Here is a 17466-nt window from a genome sequence, read left to right as displayed (position 1 = left end):
GAGCCACTGGGTGAGGGGATCCTGCGCTGATGGAACTTGGTCAGCCACAGCAAGGCGGAGATCGCCGAGGGCTGGCGCGACCAGGAGGCCCGTCAGCGCCGCAGGATCCAGTAGCGTCCGCCCAGCGGGCCGGGGCGTTCGAGGATGATCGGGGGCTCCTCGGCGGGGGGGCGGATGACCGGAGGGGGGCCGGCCTGTCGGGGCCGCGCGCCGAGCGCCCGCAGCCGGCGGATGCGCGTTTCCGTCGGCGGGTGGGTGCGCAGCCAGTCGAGCCAGGCGGGCTGGTAGCGGCCGTACATCGTCGTCAGCCAGCTGCCGTGGTAGCGCTCCAGCACGTCCAGGGCCGAAGCGAGGCCGTGGGGGTCGCCGGTGAGGGCGGCGGCTTCCAGGTCGGCGGTGTATTCGCGGTTGCGGGAGAGCGCGAGCTGCAGCAGGGTGCTGAGGGTCGGGGCAAGGGCCAGCAGCAGCAGTGGCAGCCACGGCACGACGAGCTCCCCGGCCATGACCAGGGGCAGCATCACCAGCAGGCTGATCTGCACCAGGGTCGTCACCCAGATTGTCAGGCGGGTCATGGCGGCGGCCATCGACATCACTCGGGTGTCGCCGTGGCGCAGGTGGCTCACCTCGTGGGCGAGCACGCCGGCCAGTTGGCGCAGGTCCAGCGCCCGCAGCAGGCCCTCGGTGACCGCAATGCCGCCGTCGTGCCGGCTACCCACGGCGAAGGCGTTGAGGTCACGCGACGGGGCGTAGTAGAGCAGCGGGGCGATCTCCAGGCCGGCCCGACGATAGAGGATATCGAGGACCCGATAGAGTTCCGGGGCCTGGTGAGGGCGGAGCAGCCCGGCGCCGGCGTTGGCCAGGATCAGGCGGGCCGGGATCCAGCCGCTGAAATACACCGCCAGCAGCGCCGACGCGAGGCACAGGAGCACGCCGCTGGCGCCGGCGAGGAGATAGCCCGGCACGGAGAGCACCAGGGCCAGTCCGGCCATGATCAGCAGGGTCTGCAGGCCATTCTTGAAGCGGCTGCGCCAGAGCCGTCCCGGTTCGAGTGCCACGGTGAACCTCGCTCCCGACAGAGGTGTGCGTCAACGGGTCAATCCACGATATCCGAAACCCGGGAGATGAAGAAGGCACCTGGGTTCTCAGGAAGCCCGGGCGGCTGGGTCATGGTACGCTCTGAGGCGTACCCCGACATTGGCCGACACCGCCGGCGATGGGAGCCCCCATGAGCGATCTGCCCCTCCTCAAGGTCTACTACGACGCCGTCTGTCCCGGCTGCCGGCGCGACCGGGCGCGCTATGAACGGTGGGCCGGCGGGGCGGCCGAGGCGGTGGAGTGGATCGATGTCACCGATAACGCGGCCCGGCTGCGAGAGCGGGGCGTGGAGCCCCGCGAGGCGTTGCTGTCGCTGCATGTGGAGGATCACCGCGGGCGCATCGTGGAAGGCATCGACGCCTATATCCTGCTGATGCGCCGGGTGCCGCGGCTCAGGCCGCTGGCCTGGTTGCTCGACCTGCCCGGGGTGAAGGCGCTGCTGGAACGGGCCTACCGCCGCTGGGTGCGGCGGCGTCTGGCCCGGGAAGGGCGGCTTCCGTGACCGGGGGCCGCCTCGCCGTCCTCCCCGGGTGTGCCCCTACACCTTGCTGACGATCAGGGCGGCGTTCACCCCGCCGAAGCCGAAGCCGTTGCACAGGACGTGCCGGGTGAGCTGGTCGCGCGCCGCCCCGGGCACGAAGTCCAGGTCCCGCATGTCGTCGTCGGGGGTCTCCAGGTTCAGGGTCGGGGGGAGCCGGTCCTGCATCACCGCCAGGCTGGAGAAGATGCTTTCGATACCGCCGGCGGCGCCCAGCAGGTGGCCGGTGGCCGACTTGGTGGAGGAGATCGGGATGCCCGCGAGCCTATCCCCGAACACGCTCCTGAGCGAGGCGATCTCGGCGCGGTCGCCCACGGGCGTCGAGGTGGCGTGGGCGTTGATGTAGCCGATCTCCTCGGGCGACAGCTGTGCCATGCGCAGGGCGGCCCGGATGGCCGCGGCGGCGCCGGCACCATCTTCCGGTCCGGCGGTGATGTGGTAGGCGTCGGCGCTGGTGCCGTACCCGCTGAGGATCGCGAGCGGCGTCGCACCACGCGCCTCGGCGTGCGCCAGGGTCTCGATCACCATCAGTCCCGCTCCCTCGCCGATTACGAAGCCGTTGCGTGCCCGGTCGAAGGGCCGCGAGGCTCGGGTGGGCTCATCCCGTTCGGTGGAGAGCGCCTTCAGCGCGTGGAAGCCGGCCAGCGAGAGCGGGTCGACACAGGCCTCGGCGCCGCCCACCAGGGCGACATCGGCCTCGCCGCTGCGCAACAGGCGCATGCCGTCGCCGATGGCCTGGAGGCCCGCCGCGCACGCCGTGACCGGGCAGCCCAGCGGGCCCCGGAAGCCGTACCGGATGGAGAGGTTGCCCGCCGCCATGTTGGCCAGGAAGGCCGGCACGGTGAAGGGGGAGAGGCGCCGGTAGCCGCGCTGCACCAGGGTGTCCTGCGCCTGGGTGATGGTGGGAAGGCCGCCGATTCCCGTGCCCACGATGGTTGCGGTGGCCTGCTGTCCGGCCTCGTCCTCGGGGAACCAGCCGGCCTGGGTCAGCGCCTGTTGGGCGGCGGCCAGGGCGTAGAGGCTGAACAGCTCCAGCTTGCGGCGCTCCTTGCTGTCGGCGACCCGGTCGAGGTCGAAGCCGGCCTCGGTGTCGTCGCCGATCGTGGGGACCAGCCCCGCGATCTTGATCGGCAGGTCGCCGGTGTCGAAGCGGGTGATCGGGCCGATGCCCGAACGCCCCTCGAGCAGGCGGCGCCATGCTGCCTTGACGCCGCATCCGAGGGGACTGATCATGCCCATGCCCGTGATGACGATCGGTGATTCCATGGTGTCTCCTGAAGGTCAAGGGTCGCGGCCAACTTAGCATCGGGCTAGATATGATCAAGATAATATTCAGTCTCGTGACGGCGAGGTGGTCATGCCATATTCAGCAGCGCACAAGGCGAGATCCAGGGAGCGCATCCTGACGTCCGCCACCGAGTTGTTCTGTCGCCATGGCTTCGACAAGGTCTCCATCGGGCAGATCATGAAGCTGGCGAAGATGACCCATGGCGCCTTCTATGCCCACTTCGCATCGAAGGAGGCCCTCTACAATGCCTCCGTCCATGAAACCCTGGAGGGCAGCCGCGCGGCGCGACTGGTCAAGGGGCCCTTGTCAGTGAAGCACCTGACGGCCCTGGTGGCCAATTACTGGAACCTCCAGGAGCTGGAGCGCAAGCACAAGCCGGGGCCGGAAACGGTGCTGTTCAATGAGATAGGCAACGAGAACGCCGAGATCAGGACCCTGTTCGAGGCCTCCTACCAGCGCATGAGGAAGATGCTGGAAACCCGGCTCATCGCCCTGAGCCGCCTGAAGCAACTGCCCTTCGAGCCCGATCGCCAGGTCATCGCCGAGAAGTCTCGCGCCATCCTCGCCTCCCTGGTGGGCGCCGTCGCCATCGCCAAGAGCCTGCCCGAGGAGGAGGAACGGCGGAACCTTCTCGAGGCCGCCCAACGGCAGATCCTGCTCATGCTCGGCGTCAGGGAGAGCGAGCTCGAGGGCCTGCTCGGCGCCGCCGGGCAGGGTGGCGATTGACGCCGGGCGCCTGCCCGGAGCGGCGACGGGGGAGCGATATCGTCACCCCCGGATCTCGGCGATGACCTCGCCGGTCTCCTCGCTCAGCCCCGTCTCCTGGAAGCCGAGGCTGGCGTAGAAGTCCCGGGCGACCTGGTTGGTGGGTACATAGCAGATCGCGATCCGCTCGAAGGGGCCCTGTGCCCTGATCTCGTCCAGCACGCACTGCATGGCCCTGTGCCCGATGCCTCTTCCCTGATGGTGTCGGTCGACCATGAGACGGAAGATGTTGTAGGCAGGCGGCCGGTCGTCGTGGTCGAAGGATTCGTACATGAGAAAGCCGACCACTTCCCCGTCGCAATAGATGGCGCGAGGCTGATAGGTCGGATGGAAGCTCGCTTCGGCAATGGAGTACAGATTGTCAGCGACATAGTCACGCTGCGATATCGCTACCTCCAGCGCAATGACGGCCTCGAAGTTCTCGCGGGTGACGTCCTTCAGTGCTATGTCCATCGCATGCTCCTCCTTTGGGGGCATCACCCGCCGCATGGGCAGAGGCGTCGCGGCCGCTCAGCAGGCGCCCGGTGCACCGGACTCCCCGGGGAGCGGGATCGTCTGGTGCACCTCACCCAGCCGCGGGCTGCCGATCCGCACGGTCACCTCGCCCTCGCCCAGGATCACCCAGCATACACGGGCCTGGTGGCCGTTGCCTCGGGAGCGCTGGAACCAGGGCATCTGGGCGGTGTCGCCCAGCCCGCGGCCCCAGCCCTCCAGGTGACCCAGCACCTGGCGAGCCTGGCCGGGGTCATGCAGCCGGCAGCCCACGGCGCTGGCCGTGGCCTCGACACCGCTGTTCCAGGGCCGTTCGCGGGCGGCCTGCACGCCATAGCTCGGCAGGTAGCCGTGGTTGGCCACTGTCACCGTCAGCTCGTGGTAGCCGTCGCCGAGGGATGTGCAGCGCACCGCCTCGATCACCAGCCGCGGCAGGAGGGAGGCGACTTGGAGCCAGTAGGTGACCAGGCCGTTGCAGATCGCCGGCAGGATCTCCGGCGGCGGGTTCCAGATGCCGATGCAGGCATCCAGCCCACCGACCTCCACCGCCCCCAGCTGCGGATGGTCCAGGGGGTGCCAGGGGTGGAACAGGCGACCGTGGTTGTTGACGAGGTCCCACTGTGCCAGTCGTTCCATCTCCTCGCGGTCGAAGGCGGTGTAGTGATCGATGAAACGCTCGGGCCGGGGGCGGCCGAGCCGGTGGAAGAGGTCCCAGAGTTCGCAGACCTGGGCCACGCAGCCTCGCTGATGGTAGGCAAAGTCGGTGAGGTCGCCGTGCAGCGGGGTGTCCGGCTCGTAGGTGAACTCCTCGAAGCCACTGACGGTGGGGTAGCCGACCAGCGACTGGCCCCAGGCGGCCAGTTGCCGGTAGAGGGCGAGGTCGTGCTGGTCCATGCGATCGTCGGGGGCATCGGCGAGCGGGCGGATGAACACGCCGCCGAAGGTGTGCAGGTTCAGCCAGGCATAGAGGTTGGGGTGGGCGAGGGCGAAGTCGATGACGGCACGGGGCTCGGGCTCGTCGCCGGGGTAGTGGCCGGCGCCGAGCTGATCGGGCTCCGGCCGCCAGCCCCAGGGGAAGTGGCGGTTGAAGTCCGGCGTATCGCGCAGCCAGTCGGGTTCGGGGATCGTCACGCCGTCCCAGTGTGCGATCACGCCCTCGGGATAGAGGCGCCAGTAGGGCGGCGGGTCTTCCACCCGGCGCGGCAGCATCAGGCCGGGGTGGCCGGGCGACTCGACGAAGTCGCCGGCCTCGTCGTGTCGGCGCAGGTAGCGGCACTGGCCGTCGCCGTCCAGGTCCTCGGTACGCCAGTGGGGCCTGGCGGGGCTGTCCGGGGTGCGCCGTGGGGCGGAGCGCACGAACCCGCGCTGGCGCAGCACCTGCTCGGCGCCGTCCGGCGAGATGCGCGGGCAGACGTAGAACAGCACCTCGCGCAGGAAGCGGCGCTGGTGCTCGGGCCAGCCACCTGGCAGGGCCTCGGGGTCGAGGTGCAGCGCCAGGGCTGCCTCGGCCACGGCCAGGGCGACACTGGAGCCGGCCAGCTCGGTTCCGTGCATGTTGCCGTCGACCCAGACGCCGGGGCGTCGACGCTCCGGCTCGGGGCCGATGGTCAGCACCCAGATGTCGCGCCCCTGGGGGGTGGTACCGATGCTCTGCAGGCGAGCCAGCTGCGGGAAGGCCTGCGCCCACTCCTCGAGCTGTCGCGTCAGCGCCTCGTGGGTCAGGTAGCGATGACGAAAAGGGCCATCGAGTGCGTCCTGCGCCATGCCGATGCCTCCGGTTGCCAAGCTCCGCTGTCAGTATGGCTGACTTTGCGGGCCGGCCCGCCGGATCGCGGGCCTCAGGCGCCGAGCCTGACCAGTGTGTCGATCAGCCGCCGGCAGATGGTGTCCAGCTTCTGCTGCTGGCCGTCGCTTGCCAGGCTGCCGTCGTCATCGAAGGCCTCCGCGGCCCGGGCGACGGCGAGCTGGTCGGGCAGCACCGTCACGCCGATATTGCCCAGTAACTGGCGGATCAGCGCCAGGCTGCGGATACCACCGAGCCCGCCGGGGGAGGCGGAGACCACCGCGGCGACCCGCCCCTGGAACAGCTTGAGCCCGCTGTCGCCTTCATGGGGGCGGGTGAGCCAGTCGATGGTGTTCTTGAGCAGTGGCGTGATGAAGCCGTTGTACTCCGGCGAGGCGATCAGCAGGCCCTGGTGCTCGGCCAGTAGCCTGCGCAGAGCCAGGGCGTTCTCGGGCAGGCCGCTCTCGGCCTCCAGGTCGCCGTCGTAGAGCGGCAACGGGTAGTCGCGCAGGTCGATGAAGGTGGGCTCGCCGCCCAGCGCCTCGATGCGATCGGCGGCCAGGCGGGCCAGCTGCTTGTTGAAAGAGTCCTCCCGGGCGCTGCCGGCGAAGACCAGGATGCGGGGCGGGATCGGGCGATCGGTCATGTTCTCGGGCTCCATGGGCAAATACCTCCCTCTTCACGAACTTCCCTAGCAAGAGTGGCCGTCATGGGCTGTCTGCGCCAGGCGAAACGGGGCCTGGCGAGAGGGGGCAGGGCGACGTACTCTACTCGCATGGTCCCGCCTCAGGAGCCTCACGAGTGGACATGGACATGCAGGCCGCCCGGGAGGAGGCCCGCCAGGGGCTCGCCGAAGGGGGCATTCCCATCGGCTCGGTGCTGGTGCACCGGGGCGTGGGCATCGACCGTGGGCGCAACCGGCGGGTGCAGCTGGGCAGCACTGCTCTACGGCATCCCGAGGGTGGTGATCGGCGAGAGCCGCACCTTCCTCGGCGAGGAAGCGCTGCTGCGCTCCCGAGGCGTCGAGCTGGAGGTGCTCCAGGCGCCCGAATGCATCGCACCGATGGAGGGCCTTATCCAGGAGTCGCCGGCGCTATGGAACGAGGATATCGGCGAATACCCCCGGACCGGGCGGATCGCCTCGCCTGGGCGGTGTGGCTGGTGCTCTGGGCGTGGCCGGCTTGGCTGCTGCCGGGACCAGCCGTGGCCCAGGACGACTGGCTGCGCGATAGCTGGCGGGAGGTGATTGCCGGCTCCCCTTTCGACGAGCCCCTGCAGGTCGAGTCGGAAGCGCGCAGCTACTCGGTGAGCGGCCGCGTCCACGCCCGGGTCCATTACCCCTTCGAGCGCCTCGCCGAGGAGCTCGCCTCGCCCGCGGCCTGGTGCGAGATCCTCTTCCTGCACCTGAACGTCAAGGGCTGCCTTCACGGGCCGGGGGGGAGCGCCGAGGGCATTGCCCTGGCGCTTTTCGTGGGGCGCCAGGACCAGGCCAACCCGGCGGACGCCGAGCGTCTCGACCTGCGATGGCGGGTCGTCGCCCGCCAGCCGCGCTACCTGGATGTGGCACTGGAGGGGGACGAGGGGCCCTACGGCACCCGCGCCTTTCGCCTGCAGTTGCGGGCGGTGCCCGATGACGACGATCACAGCCTGGTCCAGCTGCGCTACTCCCTGGTCTTCGGCATGCGGGCGCGGCTCGCCCTGCGTGGCTATTTCACCTTCGGTGGGCGCGATCGTGTGGGGTTCACGCTGGAAGGCACGGGAGCGGACGGGCAGCCGACCCATGTGGGCGGCACCCGGGGCATGATCGAGCGCAACGTCATGCGTTTCTACCTGGCCCTCGAGGCGCATCTGGATACCCGCATGCTGCCCGAGGCCGAACGGCTCGACGCCAGCCTGCAGCGCTGGTTCACCCTGACGATGCGCTACCCCCGCCAGCTCTTCGAGATCGACCGGGCCACCTACCTCGACCAGAAGCGGCGCGAGTACGAGCACCAGCAGGCCCTGGCCGGGGAAGAGGCGCAGAGAATCCGATAACGGAGGCATGCACCGATGGCTTCCCCACGTCGCGACGCGACCGATACGACCCTGTGGCTGACCGGGGATGTGATGACCGGGCGCGGCATCGACCAGGTCTTGCCCCATCCCGGCGATCCCCGACTCTTCGAATCGTACATGACGTCGGCCATCGGCTATGTCTCGCTGGCCGAACGGGCGACCGGCCCCATCCCCCGGCCCCAGGACTTCGCCTACATCTGGGGCGATGCCCTGGAGGAACTGGACCGCCTGGCGCCGGACCTGCGGCTGGTCAACCTGGAGACGGCGGTCACCACCAGCGACGATGCCCAGCCCAAGGGCATCAACTACCGCATGCATCCGGCCAACCTGCCCGTGCTCGGTGCCGCCGGGGTGGAGGGCTGCGTGCTGGCCAACAACCATGTGCTCGACTGGGGGCCGGATGGCCTCGTCGAGACCCTGGAGGTGCTCGAAGGCGCCGGATTGCGCACCGTGGGGGCCGGGCGCCGCCGCGCAGAGGCGCTGGCGCCGGTGCCCTTCGACGTGCCGGGGGGTCGGGTATGGCTGCTGGCCCTGGGGGCACCCAGCAGCGGCATCCCCAGGGCCTGGGCGGCCACCGATGAGCGGCCCGGCATCCACCTGTTGCCCGAGCTCACGGCCGATGCCGTGGGTGCCATTGCAACCGAGATCGCCAGGCGTCGGGAGCCGGGGGACCTCGCCGTGGTCTCGCTGCACTGGGGCGGCAACTGGGGCTACGAGATTCCTCGCGCGCATCGGCGTTTTGCCCATCGGCTCGTCGACGAGGCCGGCATCGATCTCGTCTGGGGGCACTCTTCCCATCACCCCCTGGGCATCGAGGTGCACCGCGGCAAGCTGATCCTCTACGGCTGCGGCGACCTGATCAATGACTATGAAGGCATCTCCGGGCACGAGGGCTTCCGCAGTGATCTGGTGCTGCTCTACTTGCCGACGCTCGGGCTGGCCGATGGCCGCCTGGCGCGGCTGGTCCTGGTGCCCATGCGGCTGCGTCACTTTCGCCTGAACCGGGCGACGCCCGACGAGGCGCAGTGGCTGTGCCGGATGCTGAATCGGGAAGGGCGGCGGTTCGGCACCGGGGTGCGGCTCGACGCGCACGGGCGGCTGGTCCTCGAGTGGCGTGGATAGCCCGGTGGCGAGGGGAGACCCTGGCGCCGGGCCCGCCGTTCATGGCAGCCTTTCTCGATCCCTGTGCCTGGGAGCCCTTCACCGGGGCCCTGGGCCAGTACGGCCACCATGGCGGGTAGACGAGGCCTGAATCCGATAGCGGGCACCCGGCCTGGCGGGGTGCCCGCGCACTGTGCAGCGAAAAGGAGATCAAGATGAGCTTTCAGGGTGAGCAGTATCCCGGCGTGCAGTCGCCGACAGCGGAGTCCGACGGCTTTCGCCTCAACCACACCATGCTGCGGGTAAAGGACCCGGAGAGGGCGCTGGCCTTCTATACCCGGGTGTTCGGCATGCGCGTGCTGCGCCGGCTGGATTTCGAGGAGATGCAATTCTCGCTCTACTTCCTGGCCCGGCCGGAAGCCGGCGAGACCGTGCCCGAAGCGACCGGCGAGCGCACGGTCTGGACCTTCAGCCAGCGCGGCGTGCTGGAGTTGACCCACAACTGGGGCACCGAGGAGCAGGCGGACTTCGCCTACCACGACGGCAACGCCGAGCCCCAGGGCTTCGGCCATATCTGCTTCTCGGTACCCGATCTCGAGGCGGCCGAGGCCTGGTTCGACGCCAACGAGGTCGAGTTCGTCAAGCGCTCGGACCAGGGCAAGATGAAGAACGTGGTCTTCGTCAAGGACCGCGATGGCTACTGGATCGAGGTGGTCCAGGCCGAGCGACTCGCCGCCCTGGGCGACTGACTCCGCCGGCCCGAGCCCGGCATCGTGATCCGGGAAGTCGCTTGCGTGCCACCTGCGAGGCTGGCCGGCCCCGTTCCCTGCGTTCGCCGGGTCAGTCCGGGGGTGGCCCGACGAAGGCAGCGCGGTGAAAGCCCGCCGCGGCCTCGACCTCGGCGATGCCCCGCTGGCCGGGTTCCGGCGGCTCGTCGCCGGCCAGCACCCGCAGCACCGACCTGACACCGCGTGACAGCGAGATCAGGTTGTAGCCGCCCTCCAGCACGAAGACCAGGCGTCCCTGGCAGTGCCGGCGGGCCAGGGCCTTGAGGATGCCGGTCATGGCGGCGAAGCCGTCATAGGAGACCTCCAGGGCCAGGTCATGGCTGTGCGGATCGAAACCGGTCGAGACCAGGATCAGGTCGGGCTGGAACCAGTCGGCCGCCGGTACCAGGATCTCGCGAAAGGCCTTGAGGTAGGCGGCGTCGCCGGCGTCGGCGGGGAGAGGAACATTGACGTTGGTGCCATCCCCCAGGCCCATGCCGATCTCCTCGAGACTCCCCGTGCCGGGATAGAAGGGGGCGGCGCGGTGCAGGTCGAAGAACAGCACATCCGGGTCGGCCCAGAAGATATCCTGGGTGCCGTTGCCGTGGTGGGCATCCCAGTCGACGATCATCACTCGCGCACAGCCCAGTGCCGTGCGGGCATGAGCGGCGGCCACCGCCACATTGTTGAACAGGCAGAAGCCGCGGGCGCGCACCGGCTCGGCATGGTGACCGGGGGGTCTCACCAGCGCGAAACTGCTCTCGGCTCTTCCCGCGACGACGGCCTCGACGGCGGCGATCGCCGTGCCGGCGGCCACCTCGGCGGCGTCGACGCTACCGGGTGACACGGCCGTGGTGTCCACATCCAGCCAGGCACTCTGGCCGCGAAGCTCGAAGATGTGGTCCAGGTAGGAACTGGTGTGCACGCGCCCCAGCTGCTCCCGCGTCGCCGCCATGCCCGACTCGAAGGTCACGCCGGGAACCGGCTCGAGTTCCAGAAGATGCCGGATGGCGGTGAGCCTGGCGGGGTGTTCCGGATACTTCCAGGGGACGCCCAGCTCCGACAACAGTGAGCGGATACGATCGTCCATGCGACCCGGCAGGAAAGGCACCTCGATATCCGGTTCATGGGCCAGCATCCGCTCGTCATAGAAGGCGATCACGCTGTTCTCGTCGGCCACAATACAAGCTCCATGGGTGTGCAGCGAAAAGGCGATTCAGGCGAAGTGTGTGGCTACAGCATAGACGGGGCAGGGTCGTCGGGGGGAACGGGTGTCGATGAACTCACTCGGTGGCCAGGCACTCCGGCAGGCTATCGCGCAGCGAACGCGGGCCGATGCCCAGGTCGTCGAAGGTGCCGACGCCGTCACCGACGAGGTTGTCCCGCTGCATCAGGATCACCTGGTCGCGGGTCAGGGGAGGGCTGGGCAGGGCCGAGGCCAGTGCCGCCAGCGTCCGCCAGGCGACGAAGGGCACCGGCAGCAGCCGCCGGTCGCGCTTCAGGTGAGCCAGCACCAGTTCGAGGATCTCGCGGTAGCGCATCACGTCCGGCCCGCCCAGCTCGAACAGCCGGCGCTCGGTGAGCGGCTCGCCGAGCAGCCGGATCAGGGCCCGGGCGACGTCCACCACATGCACCGGCTGCAGCCGGGTCTCGCCGTTGCCGAACAGCGGGATCAGCGGCAGGCGAGTGAGGCCGGCGAGGGTGGAGAGGAAGGCGTCGCCGGGGCCGAACAGCACGCTGGGACGCACGATGATCGCCCTGGGCAGGGCCTCGAGCACGGCGGCTTCACCCCGGGCCCGGGCACGCACATAGGCCGAGGCCGAGTGCGGGGTAGCGCCGATGCCGGAGATCTGCACCAGCCGCTCGATACCGGCCTGTCGCGCCAGGCGCGCCAGGCGGCTTGCGCCTTCCACATGGATGGCCTCGAAGCTCGCCTGGCGGGACTCTACATAGAGGCTCACCGCATTGACCGCGGCGCTGGCGCCGGCAAGGGCGGCGGCCGTGCTGGCCTCGTCACGGATATCGGCGGTGACGGGCTCGAGCCGGTCGCCGTCCTCGGCCCAGTCGGGCAGGGCCGGGTGGCGGGCGGCGATGCGCACCGCCTGGCCGGCGTCCGCCAGCTCGCGGACGATGGCGCGGCCCAGGAAACCGGTGCCGCCGAAGACCGTGATCGGGCCCCGGGTCATGGCGGTGCCTCCCGTCAGCAGTGTGCCTTGAGTCTCAGCCGCACATAGTCGGCCGTCCAGTTGCCGTGGCTGTCGCACAGGCTGGGGGCCAGCCAGGCGAGGGCGTCGTCCAGCACCGCCTCGCGCACGTCATCCTCGAGGCCGTGCAGGAAGGGGTTGGCGAAGGTGGCGAGCCAGCCGGCCATGCCGGTGGGCAAGGGCGTGGGGCGGGGAATCAGCTCGAGGGTCTCGACCCTGAAGCCGGCGGCCTCCAGGCAGTCGCGATACTCCTCGGCGGTGGGGAAGTACCAGGGGAAACGGGCCTTGCCGCTGATGCCGCGAACCTGCAGGGCCGCCAGCAGGGCGGTGCAGATGGCGGCGACATTGCCGTGGCCGCCGAACTCGGCGACGAAGCGTCCGCCCGGCTTCAGCGCCCGCCGGACGCCGGCGACCACCGCCTCGTGGTTGAGCATCCAGTGCAGGGCGGCGTTGCTGAAGACGGCGTCGAACTCGTGATCGAAGGGCAGGTTGTGGGCATCCACCACCCGGGCATCCAGGCCACGGGCCCGGGCGGCGTCGACCATGTCGGCCGAGGCATCGACCCCGACCAGGGTGGCACCGGACTCGGCCAGCACCTCGCTCAGGGCGCCGTCGCCACAGCCCAGGTCGAGGATACGCTCGCCGGGTCGTGGTGCCAGCAGTTCGGCCACGGCGCTCCCCAGGGCCGGTACGAAGTCGGCGTGCTGGGCATAGCCATTGGCGCTCCAGTGCTGGCCGGGGGCGTTGTGCGGGACATCGGTCATGGGAGGCTCCATGGCTGGGGCAGGATGCGTGCCGTACTGGCTTCAGGTTAACCCATTACCGGTAGCCGGCCATCAACGCGCGGATCAGCGAGCGCGGGCGATAGCGGCGTGCGAGAGGTTGGTGATGCCCTCCGCCACGCCCATCGACTTGACCCGTTCGAATGCCACAAGCTTAGCAGAGCCGGTTATCTATTTGTTTTGGCAATGGATGACGATCTGCAGTGCGTGGAATGGATGGTTCCGATCCATGTGTGGTGGGGGATCGATAGCGGTGGCAAATGAGAATGATTGGCGTTTTTGATGGGATCGGCGCTGATCATGCCGGCATCCTGCCGCTTGCGCACGAGAAGTGGTCGGGGGGCTTCACATCGAAATCATACAGGACTAAAATGGTCCCCAATCGATCGCGGGTCCGTTCAGACCTGCGCCCTGAGGAGTCAGGCATGCTCAAGCTTTCACGGCTGACCGACTATGCCGCGGTGGTGATGGCGCATATCGCCAGGCACCCCGACCAGTCGCATGCGGCGGCGGAGCTCGCCGAGGCGGTGCAGCTGCCGCATCCCACGGTCAGCAAGACCCTGAAGATGCTGGTCAAGGCGGGATTGCTGGAATCGCACCGCGGCGCCCAGGGGGGGTACTCCCTGGCGCGGCCGGCATCAAAGATCACCGCCATCGACATCATCACCGCCATCGAGGGGCCGGTAGCGATGACCGAATGCAGCCACGCCGAGGGCGACTGTGATCTCGCCGCCACCTGCGGGGTCGCCGACAACTGGCAGCGCGTTTCACTGGGGGTGCGCACCCTGCTCGACAGCGTGACGCTGGCCCACCTGGCCGATACCGCGCCGCTCAAGCTGCCGGTGCAGCTACCCATACAGAGCGTGAGCCTGGCCGCCGACACGGCCTGAGCCCACCGAACCGGATTCATTACCCGAGGCGAGCACGGCTCGCCGACCCAACCGCCCGGGAGGGGAAGCATCATGGCAAGTCAGGAAATGGAACAGCTCGTCCGTCGCGACTACAAGGAAGGGTTCGTGACCGACATCGAGAGCGACACGGTACCGCCCGGTCTCGACGAGAGCACCATCGCCTTCATCTCGAACAAGAAGGGCGAGCCGGAGTGGATGCTCGAGTGGCGCCTCAAGGCCTACCATCAGTGGCTGAAGATGACGCCGCCCTCCTGGGCGCACCTGGACTACCCGGCCATCGACTACCAGGCGATCTCCTACTACAGCGCGCCCAAGCGGCCGGAGGACCGTCCCCAGAGCCTCGACGAGGTCGACCCCAAGCTGCTCGAGACCTACGAGAAGCTGGGCATTCCGCTGCACGAGCGGGCGGCGCTGGCCGGGGTAGCGGTTGACGCGGTGTTCGACTCCGTCTCGGTGGCCACCACCTTCAAGGAGAAGCTGCACGAGGCGGGGGTGATCTTCTGCTCGATCTCCGAGGCGATTCGCGAGTACCCGGAGCTGGTCAAGCAGTACCTGGGCACCGTGGTGCCCCAGGGGGACAACTACTTCGCGGCGCTCAATTCGGCGGTGTTCACCGACGGCTCCTTCGTGTTCGTGCCCGAGGGCGTGACCTGCCCCATGGAGCTCTCGACCTACTTCCGCATCAACGCCGCCAACACCGGCCAGTTCGAGCGCACCCTGATCATCTGCGAGAGCCGCGCCCAGGTGTCGTACCTGGAGGGCTGCACCGCGCCGATGCGCGACGAGAACCAGCTCCACGCCGCGGTGGTCGAGCTGGTGGCCCTGGAGGACGCCTACATCAAGTACTCCACGGTGCAGAACTGGTACCCCGGCGACGAGGACGGCAAGGGCGGCATCTACAACTTCGTCACCAAGCGTGGCGACTGCCGCGGCGACCGCTCGCGCATCAGCTGGACCCAGGTCGAGACCGGCTCCGCCATCACCTGGAAGTATCCGTCCTGCGTGCTGCGCGGCCGCGACAGCATCGGCGAGTTCTACTCCGTGGCGGTGACCAACGGCCGCCAGCAGGCCGACACCGGCACCAAGATGATTCATATCGGCGAGGGCACCCGCTCCTACATCGTCTCCAAGGGCATCTCCGCCGGACGCGCCAACCAGTCCTATCGGGGGTTGGTCAAGGTGGGGCCGCGGGCGAAGAACGCGCGCAACTTCACCCAGTGCGACTCCCTGCTGATCGGCGACCGGTGCGGCGCCCACACCTTCCCCTATCAGGAGATCGGCAACAGCAGCGCCACCGTCGAGCACGAGGCGACCACCTCCAAGATCGGCGAGGACCAGCTGTTCTACTGCCAGAGCCGCGGTATCTCCGAGGAGGATGCGGTCAGCATGATCGTCAACGGCTTCTGCAAGGACGTCTTCCAGGAGCTGCCGATGGAGTTCGCCGTCGAGGCCGAGGCGCTGCTGAATGTCACCCTCGAAGGGGCGGTTGGCTAGGCCGCCGCGGAAACCACCGAACGTATCGGCGCCGCGCGGGCGGCGCAAACTGGATCAAAGGTAATCAACATGCTCGAAGTCAAGGATCTGCACGTCACGGTCGAGGGTTCCGAAATCCTCAAGGGCCTCAGCCTGACCGTCAACGCCGGGGAAGTCCACGCCATCATGGGCCCCAACGGGGCCGGCAAGTCGACCCTGTCCGCGGTGATCGCCGGCAAGGACGGCTATGAGGTGACCGCCGGCTCCATCACCTTCGAGGGCCGGGACGTCCTGGAGATGGAGATCGAGGAGCGGGCCCAGGCCGGGCTGCTGCTGGGCTTCCAGTACCCGGTGGAGATCCCCGGGGTCAAGAACATCTACCTGCTCAAGGCGGCGCTCAACGCCCAGCGTGCGGCCCGCGGCGAGGGGGAGATCCCGGCGCCGGAGTTCATGAAGCTGATCAAGGAGAAGGTCGCCTTCATGAAGATGGACACCAGCTTCCTGCAGCGTGCCGTCAACGAGGGGTTCTCCGGCGGCGAGAAGAAGCGCAACGAGATCCTGCAGATGCTGGTGCTGCAGCCGCGGCTGGCGATGCTCGACGAGATCGACTCCGGCCTCGATATCGACGCCATGCGCGTGGTCGCCGACGGCGTCAACAGCCTGCGCGCCGAGGATCGCGGCATCCTGCTGGTGACCCACTACCAGCGCCTGCTGGACTTCGTGGTGCCCGACAAGGTCCACGTGCTGGTCGACGGCCGCATCGTCAAGAGCGGCGATGCCGGGCTGGCCCGCGAGCTCGAGGCCCGCGGCTACGAATGGCTGCTGGAGGAAACCGCCGCATGAGCGATGTTCAGAACGATGTGACGCGCTTCCTCGACCGCCTGGCCGAGCGCGCCGCTTCACGAGGGCCCGAACCGACCTGGATCGCCGCCCGGCGCCAGGCCGGCGCCGCCCGCTTCGAGGCCATGGGCTTTCCCCATCGCCGCGTCGAGCAGTGGAAGTACACCGACGTGCGCGCCATCGCCCGGGGCGACTTCGCCCTGGCCACCGAAGGCGAGTTTTCCCAGGCCTCGGCGGCGGCCCTGACGCTGCCCATCGAGGCGCACCGCCTGACCTTCGTCGACGGGGTCTTCTCCGCGGCGCTCTCCCGGCTCGACGACCTGCCCGCCGGCGTGCAGCTGCTGCCGCTGTCGCAGGCGCTGGTCGAGAACCACGAGGCCGTGGGCGGTCCGCTGGGGCGGCTCACCGGGGTCGAGTTCTCGCCCTTCTCGGCGCTCAACACCGCCTTCATGGAGGAGGGTGCGGTACTGCGCCTGGCGCCGGGCACCGTGGTCGAGAAGCCGATCATCCTGCAGTTCCTCTCCCGGGCCGGCGAGGCGCCGGTGATGAGCCACCCGCGCATCCTGGTCGAGGCGGGCGGGCGCAGCCAGGCCACGGTGATCGAGCACCATGTGGGCGAGGAGGCCGCGACCAACTTCACCAACCTGGTGGAGGAGATCATGCTGGATCGCGGGGCCATCCTGACCCACTACAAGCTGCAGGAGGCGCCGCTCGGCGACCTGCACGTGGCCAGCATCCAGGTGGAGCAGGCCCGCGACAGCCGCTTCACCTCGTTCAACCTGAACCTGGGCGGCGGCCTGGTGCGCACCGACCTGGTGGCGGACCTCAACGGTCAGGGGGCGGAGACCCACTTCAACGGCCTCTTCTACGGCCAGGGGCGCCAGCACGTGGACAACCACACCCTGGTCAACCACAACGCGCCCTACACCTTCTCCGACGAGAACTACAAGGGCATTCTCGACGACCGCGCCCATGGCGTGTTCAACGGCAAGGTGATCGTCAAGCGCGACAGCCAGAAGATCGAGGCGTACCAGAACAACGCCAACCTGCTGCTCTCCGACCGCGCCGAGATCGACACCAAGCCCGAACTCGAGATCTATGCCGACGACGTCAAGTGCTCCCACGGCGCCACCACCGGCCAGCTCGACGAGGAGGCGATCTACGCCCTGCGCACCCGCGGCATCGACGAGCAGACCGCCCGCGGCCTGCTGACCCTGGCCTTCGCCGGCGAGGTGATGGAGCAGGTGGATCTCGATGCCGTGTCCGAACGGGTCGAGCTGGCCGTGGCCGGCAAGCTGCCCGAACGCTTCAACCTGGCCGGCCTGGTGGAAACCGCCGTGGCACTCGGCGAGCAATGAGGAGGGGAAGCAGC

17 protein-coding genes are annotated in these 17466 nt (G+C 68.9%); 9 read left to right on the top strand and 8 right to left on the bottom strand.

What is annotated here, in order from left to right; all coding sequences use genetic code 11:
• Positions 1–92: 92 nt before the first annotated feature.
• Positions 93–1055, bottom strand: a complete 963-nt coding sequence (locus tag MKP05_RS17520; RefSeq protein ID WP_240569465.1) for a zinc metalloprotease HtpX — start codon at positions 1053–1055, stop codon at positions 93–95.
• Positions 1056–1225: 170 nt separating this feature from the next.
• On the opposite strand from MKP05_RS17520, the gene MKP05_RS17515 reads away from it, so the two are divergent.
• Positions 1226–1597 (top strand): thiol-disulfide oxidoreductase DCC family protein, encoded by a 372-nt coding sequence (locus MKP05_RS17515; protein ID WP_110282013.1) that lies wholly within the window; start codon positions 1226–1228, stop codon positions 1595–1597.
• A gap of 36 nt (positions 1598–1633) precedes the next feature.
• On the opposite strand, the gene fabF is transcribed toward MKP05_RS17515, so the two are convergent.
• Positions 1634–2899, bottom strand: coding sequence for a beta-ketoacyl-ACP synthase II (fabF, locus tag MKP05_RS17510; RefSeq protein WP_110282012.1), 1266 nt, complete (start codon positions 2897–2899; stop codon positions 1634–1636).
• Between the two features lie 91 nt (positions 2900–2990).
• Here fabF and MKP05_RS17505 point away from each other — a divergent pair, with 91 nt between their 5' ends.
• Positions 2991–3647 carry a TetR/AcrR family transcriptional regulator gene (locus MKP05_RS17505; RefSeq protein WP_110282011.1) on the top strand — a complete coding sequence of 219 codons (657 nt, stop codon included), beginning with the start codon at positions 2991–2993 and terminating at the stop codon, positions 3645–3647.
• 42 nt (positions 3648–3689) lie between these two features.
• On the opposite strand, the gene MKP05_RS17500 is transcribed toward MKP05_RS17505, so the two are convergent.
• From MKP05_RS17500 to MKP05_RS17490, 3 genes are all read right to left on the bottom strand, one after another.
• Positions 3690–4139, bottom strand: coding sequence for a GNAT family N-acetyltransferase (locus MKP05_RS17500; RefSeq protein WP_240569464.1), 450 nt, complete (start codon positions 4137–4139; stop codon positions 3690–3692).
• Between the two features lie 57 nt (positions 4140–4196).
• Positions 4197–5942, bottom strand: a complete 1746-nt coding sequence (locus MKP05_RS17495) for a M14 family metallopeptidase (RefSeq protein ID WP_240569463.1) — start codon at positions 5940–5942, stop codon at positions 4197–4199.
• 74 nt (positions 5943–6016) lie between these two features.
• Positions 6017–6607 carry an NADPH-dependent FMN reductase gene (locus MKP05_RS17490; protein WP_219999868.1) on the bottom strand — a complete coding sequence of 197 codons (591 nt, stop codon included), beginning with the start codon at positions 6605–6607 and terminating at the stop codon, positions 6017–6019.
• Positions 6608–7056: 449 nt separating this feature from the next.
• Between MKP05_RS17490 and MKP05_RS17485 the strand changes: the two genes are divergently transcribed.
• The 3 genes from MKP05_RS17485 to gloA all read left to right on the top strand — a co-directional run bounded on the left by MKP05_RS17485 (position 7057) and on the right by gloA (position 9866).
• Positions 7057–7995, top strand: a complete 939-nt coding sequence (locus MKP05_RS17485) for a hypothetical protein (protein WP_240569462.1) — start codon at positions 7057–7059, stop codon at positions 7993–7995.
• Positions 7996–8010: 15 nt separating this feature from the next.
• Positions 8011–9138 carry a CapA family protein gene (locus tag MKP05_RS17480; protein WP_240569461.1) on the top strand — a complete coding sequence of 376 codons (1128 nt, stop codon included), beginning with the start codon at positions 8011–8013 and terminating at the stop codon, positions 9136–9138.
• Between the two features lie 194 nt (positions 9139–9332).
• The gene (gene gloA / locus MKP05_RS17475) at positions 9333–9866 is read left to right on the top strand and encodes a lactoylglutathione lyase (protein ID WP_240569460.1); all 534 of its coding nucleotides are present in this window, start codon (positions 9333–9335) and stop codon (positions 9864–9866) included.
• Positions 9867–9957: 91 nt separating this feature from the next.
• On the opposite strand, the gene MKP05_RS17470 is transcribed toward gloA, so the two are convergent.
• The 3 genes from MKP05_RS17470 to MKP05_RS17460 all read right to left on the bottom strand — a co-directional run bounded on the left by MKP05_RS17470 (position 9958) and on the right by MKP05_RS17460 (position 12852).
• Entirely contained in the window at positions 9958–11064 is a 1107-nt protein-coding gene (locus tag MKP05_RS17470; protein ID WP_240569459.1) for a histone deacetylase family protein, read from the bottom strand.
• Positions 11065–11167: 103 nt separating this feature from the next.
• On the bottom strand, positions 11168–12070 hold the full coding sequence (locus tag MKP05_RS17465) for a complex I NDUFA9 subunit family protein (RefSeq protein ID WP_240569458.1): 903 nt from the start codon (positions 12068–12070) through the stop codon (positions 11168–11170).
• Between the two features lie 14 nt (positions 12071–12084).
• A complete protein-coding gene (locus MKP05_RS17460; protein WP_240569457.1) occupies positions 12085–12852 on the bottom strand; it encodes a class I SAM-dependent methyltransferase in 768 nt (255 codons plus the stop codon).
• A gap of 443 nt (positions 12853–13295) precedes the next feature.
• Between MKP05_RS17460 and MKP05_RS17455 the strand changes: the two genes are divergently transcribed.
• From MKP05_RS17455 to sufD, 4 genes are all read left to right on the top strand, one after another.
• Positions 13296–13760, top strand: coding sequence for an SUF system Fe-S cluster assembly regulator (locus tag MKP05_RS17455; protein ID WP_110282002.1), 465 nt, complete (start codon positions 13296–13298; stop codon positions 13758–13760).
• 72 nt (positions 13761–13832) lie between these two features.
• On the top strand, positions 13833–15275 hold the full coding sequence (sufB, locus tag MKP05_RS17450; RefSeq protein WP_110282001.1) for a Fe-S cluster assembly protein SufB: 1443 nt from the start codon (positions 13833–13835) through the stop codon (positions 15273–15275).
• A 69-nt stretch (positions 15276–15344) separates the two neighbouring features.
• Positions 15345–16097: a Fe-S cluster assembly ATPase SufC gene (gene sufC, locus MKP05_RS17445; RefSeq protein ID WP_110282000.1), complete on the top strand. Its 753-nt coding sequence runs from the start codon at positions 15345–15347 to the stop codon at positions 16095–16097.
• On the top strand, positions 16094–17452 hold the full coding sequence (gene sufD, locus MKP05_RS17440; RefSeq protein ID WP_240569456.1) for a Fe-S cluster assembly protein SufD: 1359 nt from the start codon (positions 16094–16096) through the stop codon (positions 17450–17452). The genes sufC and sufD overlap by 4 nt, the downstream gene beginning before the upstream one ends.
• Positions 17453–17466 lie beyond the last annotated feature (14 nt).

The organism is Halomonas flagellata, assembly GCF_022487945.1.
Lineage (GTDB): Bacteria > Pseudomonadota > Gammaproteobacteria > Pseudomonadales > Halomonadaceae > Halomonas > Halomonas flagellata.
The sequence above is the reverse complement of the archived record's forward strand: the minus strand, read 5'-3'. Positions and strand labels throughout refer to the sequence as shown.

Coding starts and splice junctions, on each gene's coding strand:
- MKP05_RS17515 (WP_110282013.1), top strand. CDS start 1,226: ATGAGCGATCTGCCCCTCCTCAAGGTCTACTACGACGCCGTCTGTCCC.
- fabF (WP_110282012.1), bottom strand. CDS start 2,899: ATGGAATCACCGATCGTCATCACGGGCATGGGCATGATCAGTCCCCTC.
- sufD (WP_240569456.1), top strand. CDS start 16,094: ATGAGCGATGTTCAGAACGATGTGACGCGCTTCCTCGACCGCCTGGCC.
- MKP05_RS17460 (WP_240569457.1), bottom strand. CDS start 12,852: ATGACCGATGTCCCGCACAACGCCCCCGGCCAGCACTGGAGCGCCAAT.
- MKP05_RS17495 (WP_240569463.1), bottom strand. CDS start 5,942: ATGGCGCAGGACGCACTCGATGGCCCTTTTCGTCATCGCTACCTGACC.
- MKP05_RS17500 (WP_240569464.1), bottom strand. CDS start 4,139: ATGGACATAGCACTGAAGGACGTCACCCGCGAGAACTTCGAGGCCGTC.
- MKP05_RS17505 (WP_110282011.1), top strand. CDS start 2,991: ATGCCATATTCAGCAGCGCACAAGGCGAGATCCAGGGAGCGCATCCTG.
- MKP05_RS17455 (WP_110282002.1), top strand. CDS start 13,296: ATGCTCAAGCTTTCACGGCTGACCGACTATGCCGCGGTGGTGATGGCG.
- sufB (WP_110282001.1), top strand. CDS start 13,833: ATGGCAAGTCAGGAAATGGAACAGCTCGTCCGTCGCGACTACAAGGAA.
- MKP05_RS17480 (WP_240569461.1), top strand. CDS start 8,011: ATGGCTTCCCCACGTCGCGACGCGACCGATACGACCCTGTGGCTGACC.
- sufC (WP_110282000.1), top strand. CDS start 15,345: ATGCTCGAAGTCAAGGATCTGCACGTCACGGTCGAGGGTTCCGAAATC.
- gloA (WP_240569460.1), top strand. CDS start 9,333: ATGAGCTTTCAGGGTGAGCAGTATCCCGGCGTGCAGTCGCCGACAGCG.
- MKP05_RS17465 (WP_240569458.1), bottom strand. CDS start 12,070: ATGACCCGGGGCCCGATCACGGTCTTCGGCGGCACCGGTTTCCTGGGC.
- MKP05_RS17490 (WP_219999868.1), bottom strand. CDS start 6,607: ATGACCGATCGCCCGATCCCGCCCCGCATCCTGGTCTTCGCCGGCAGC.
- MKP05_RS17485 (WP_240569462.1), top strand. CDS start 7,057: ATGGAACGAGGATATCGGCGAATACCCCCGGACCGGGCGGATCGCCTC.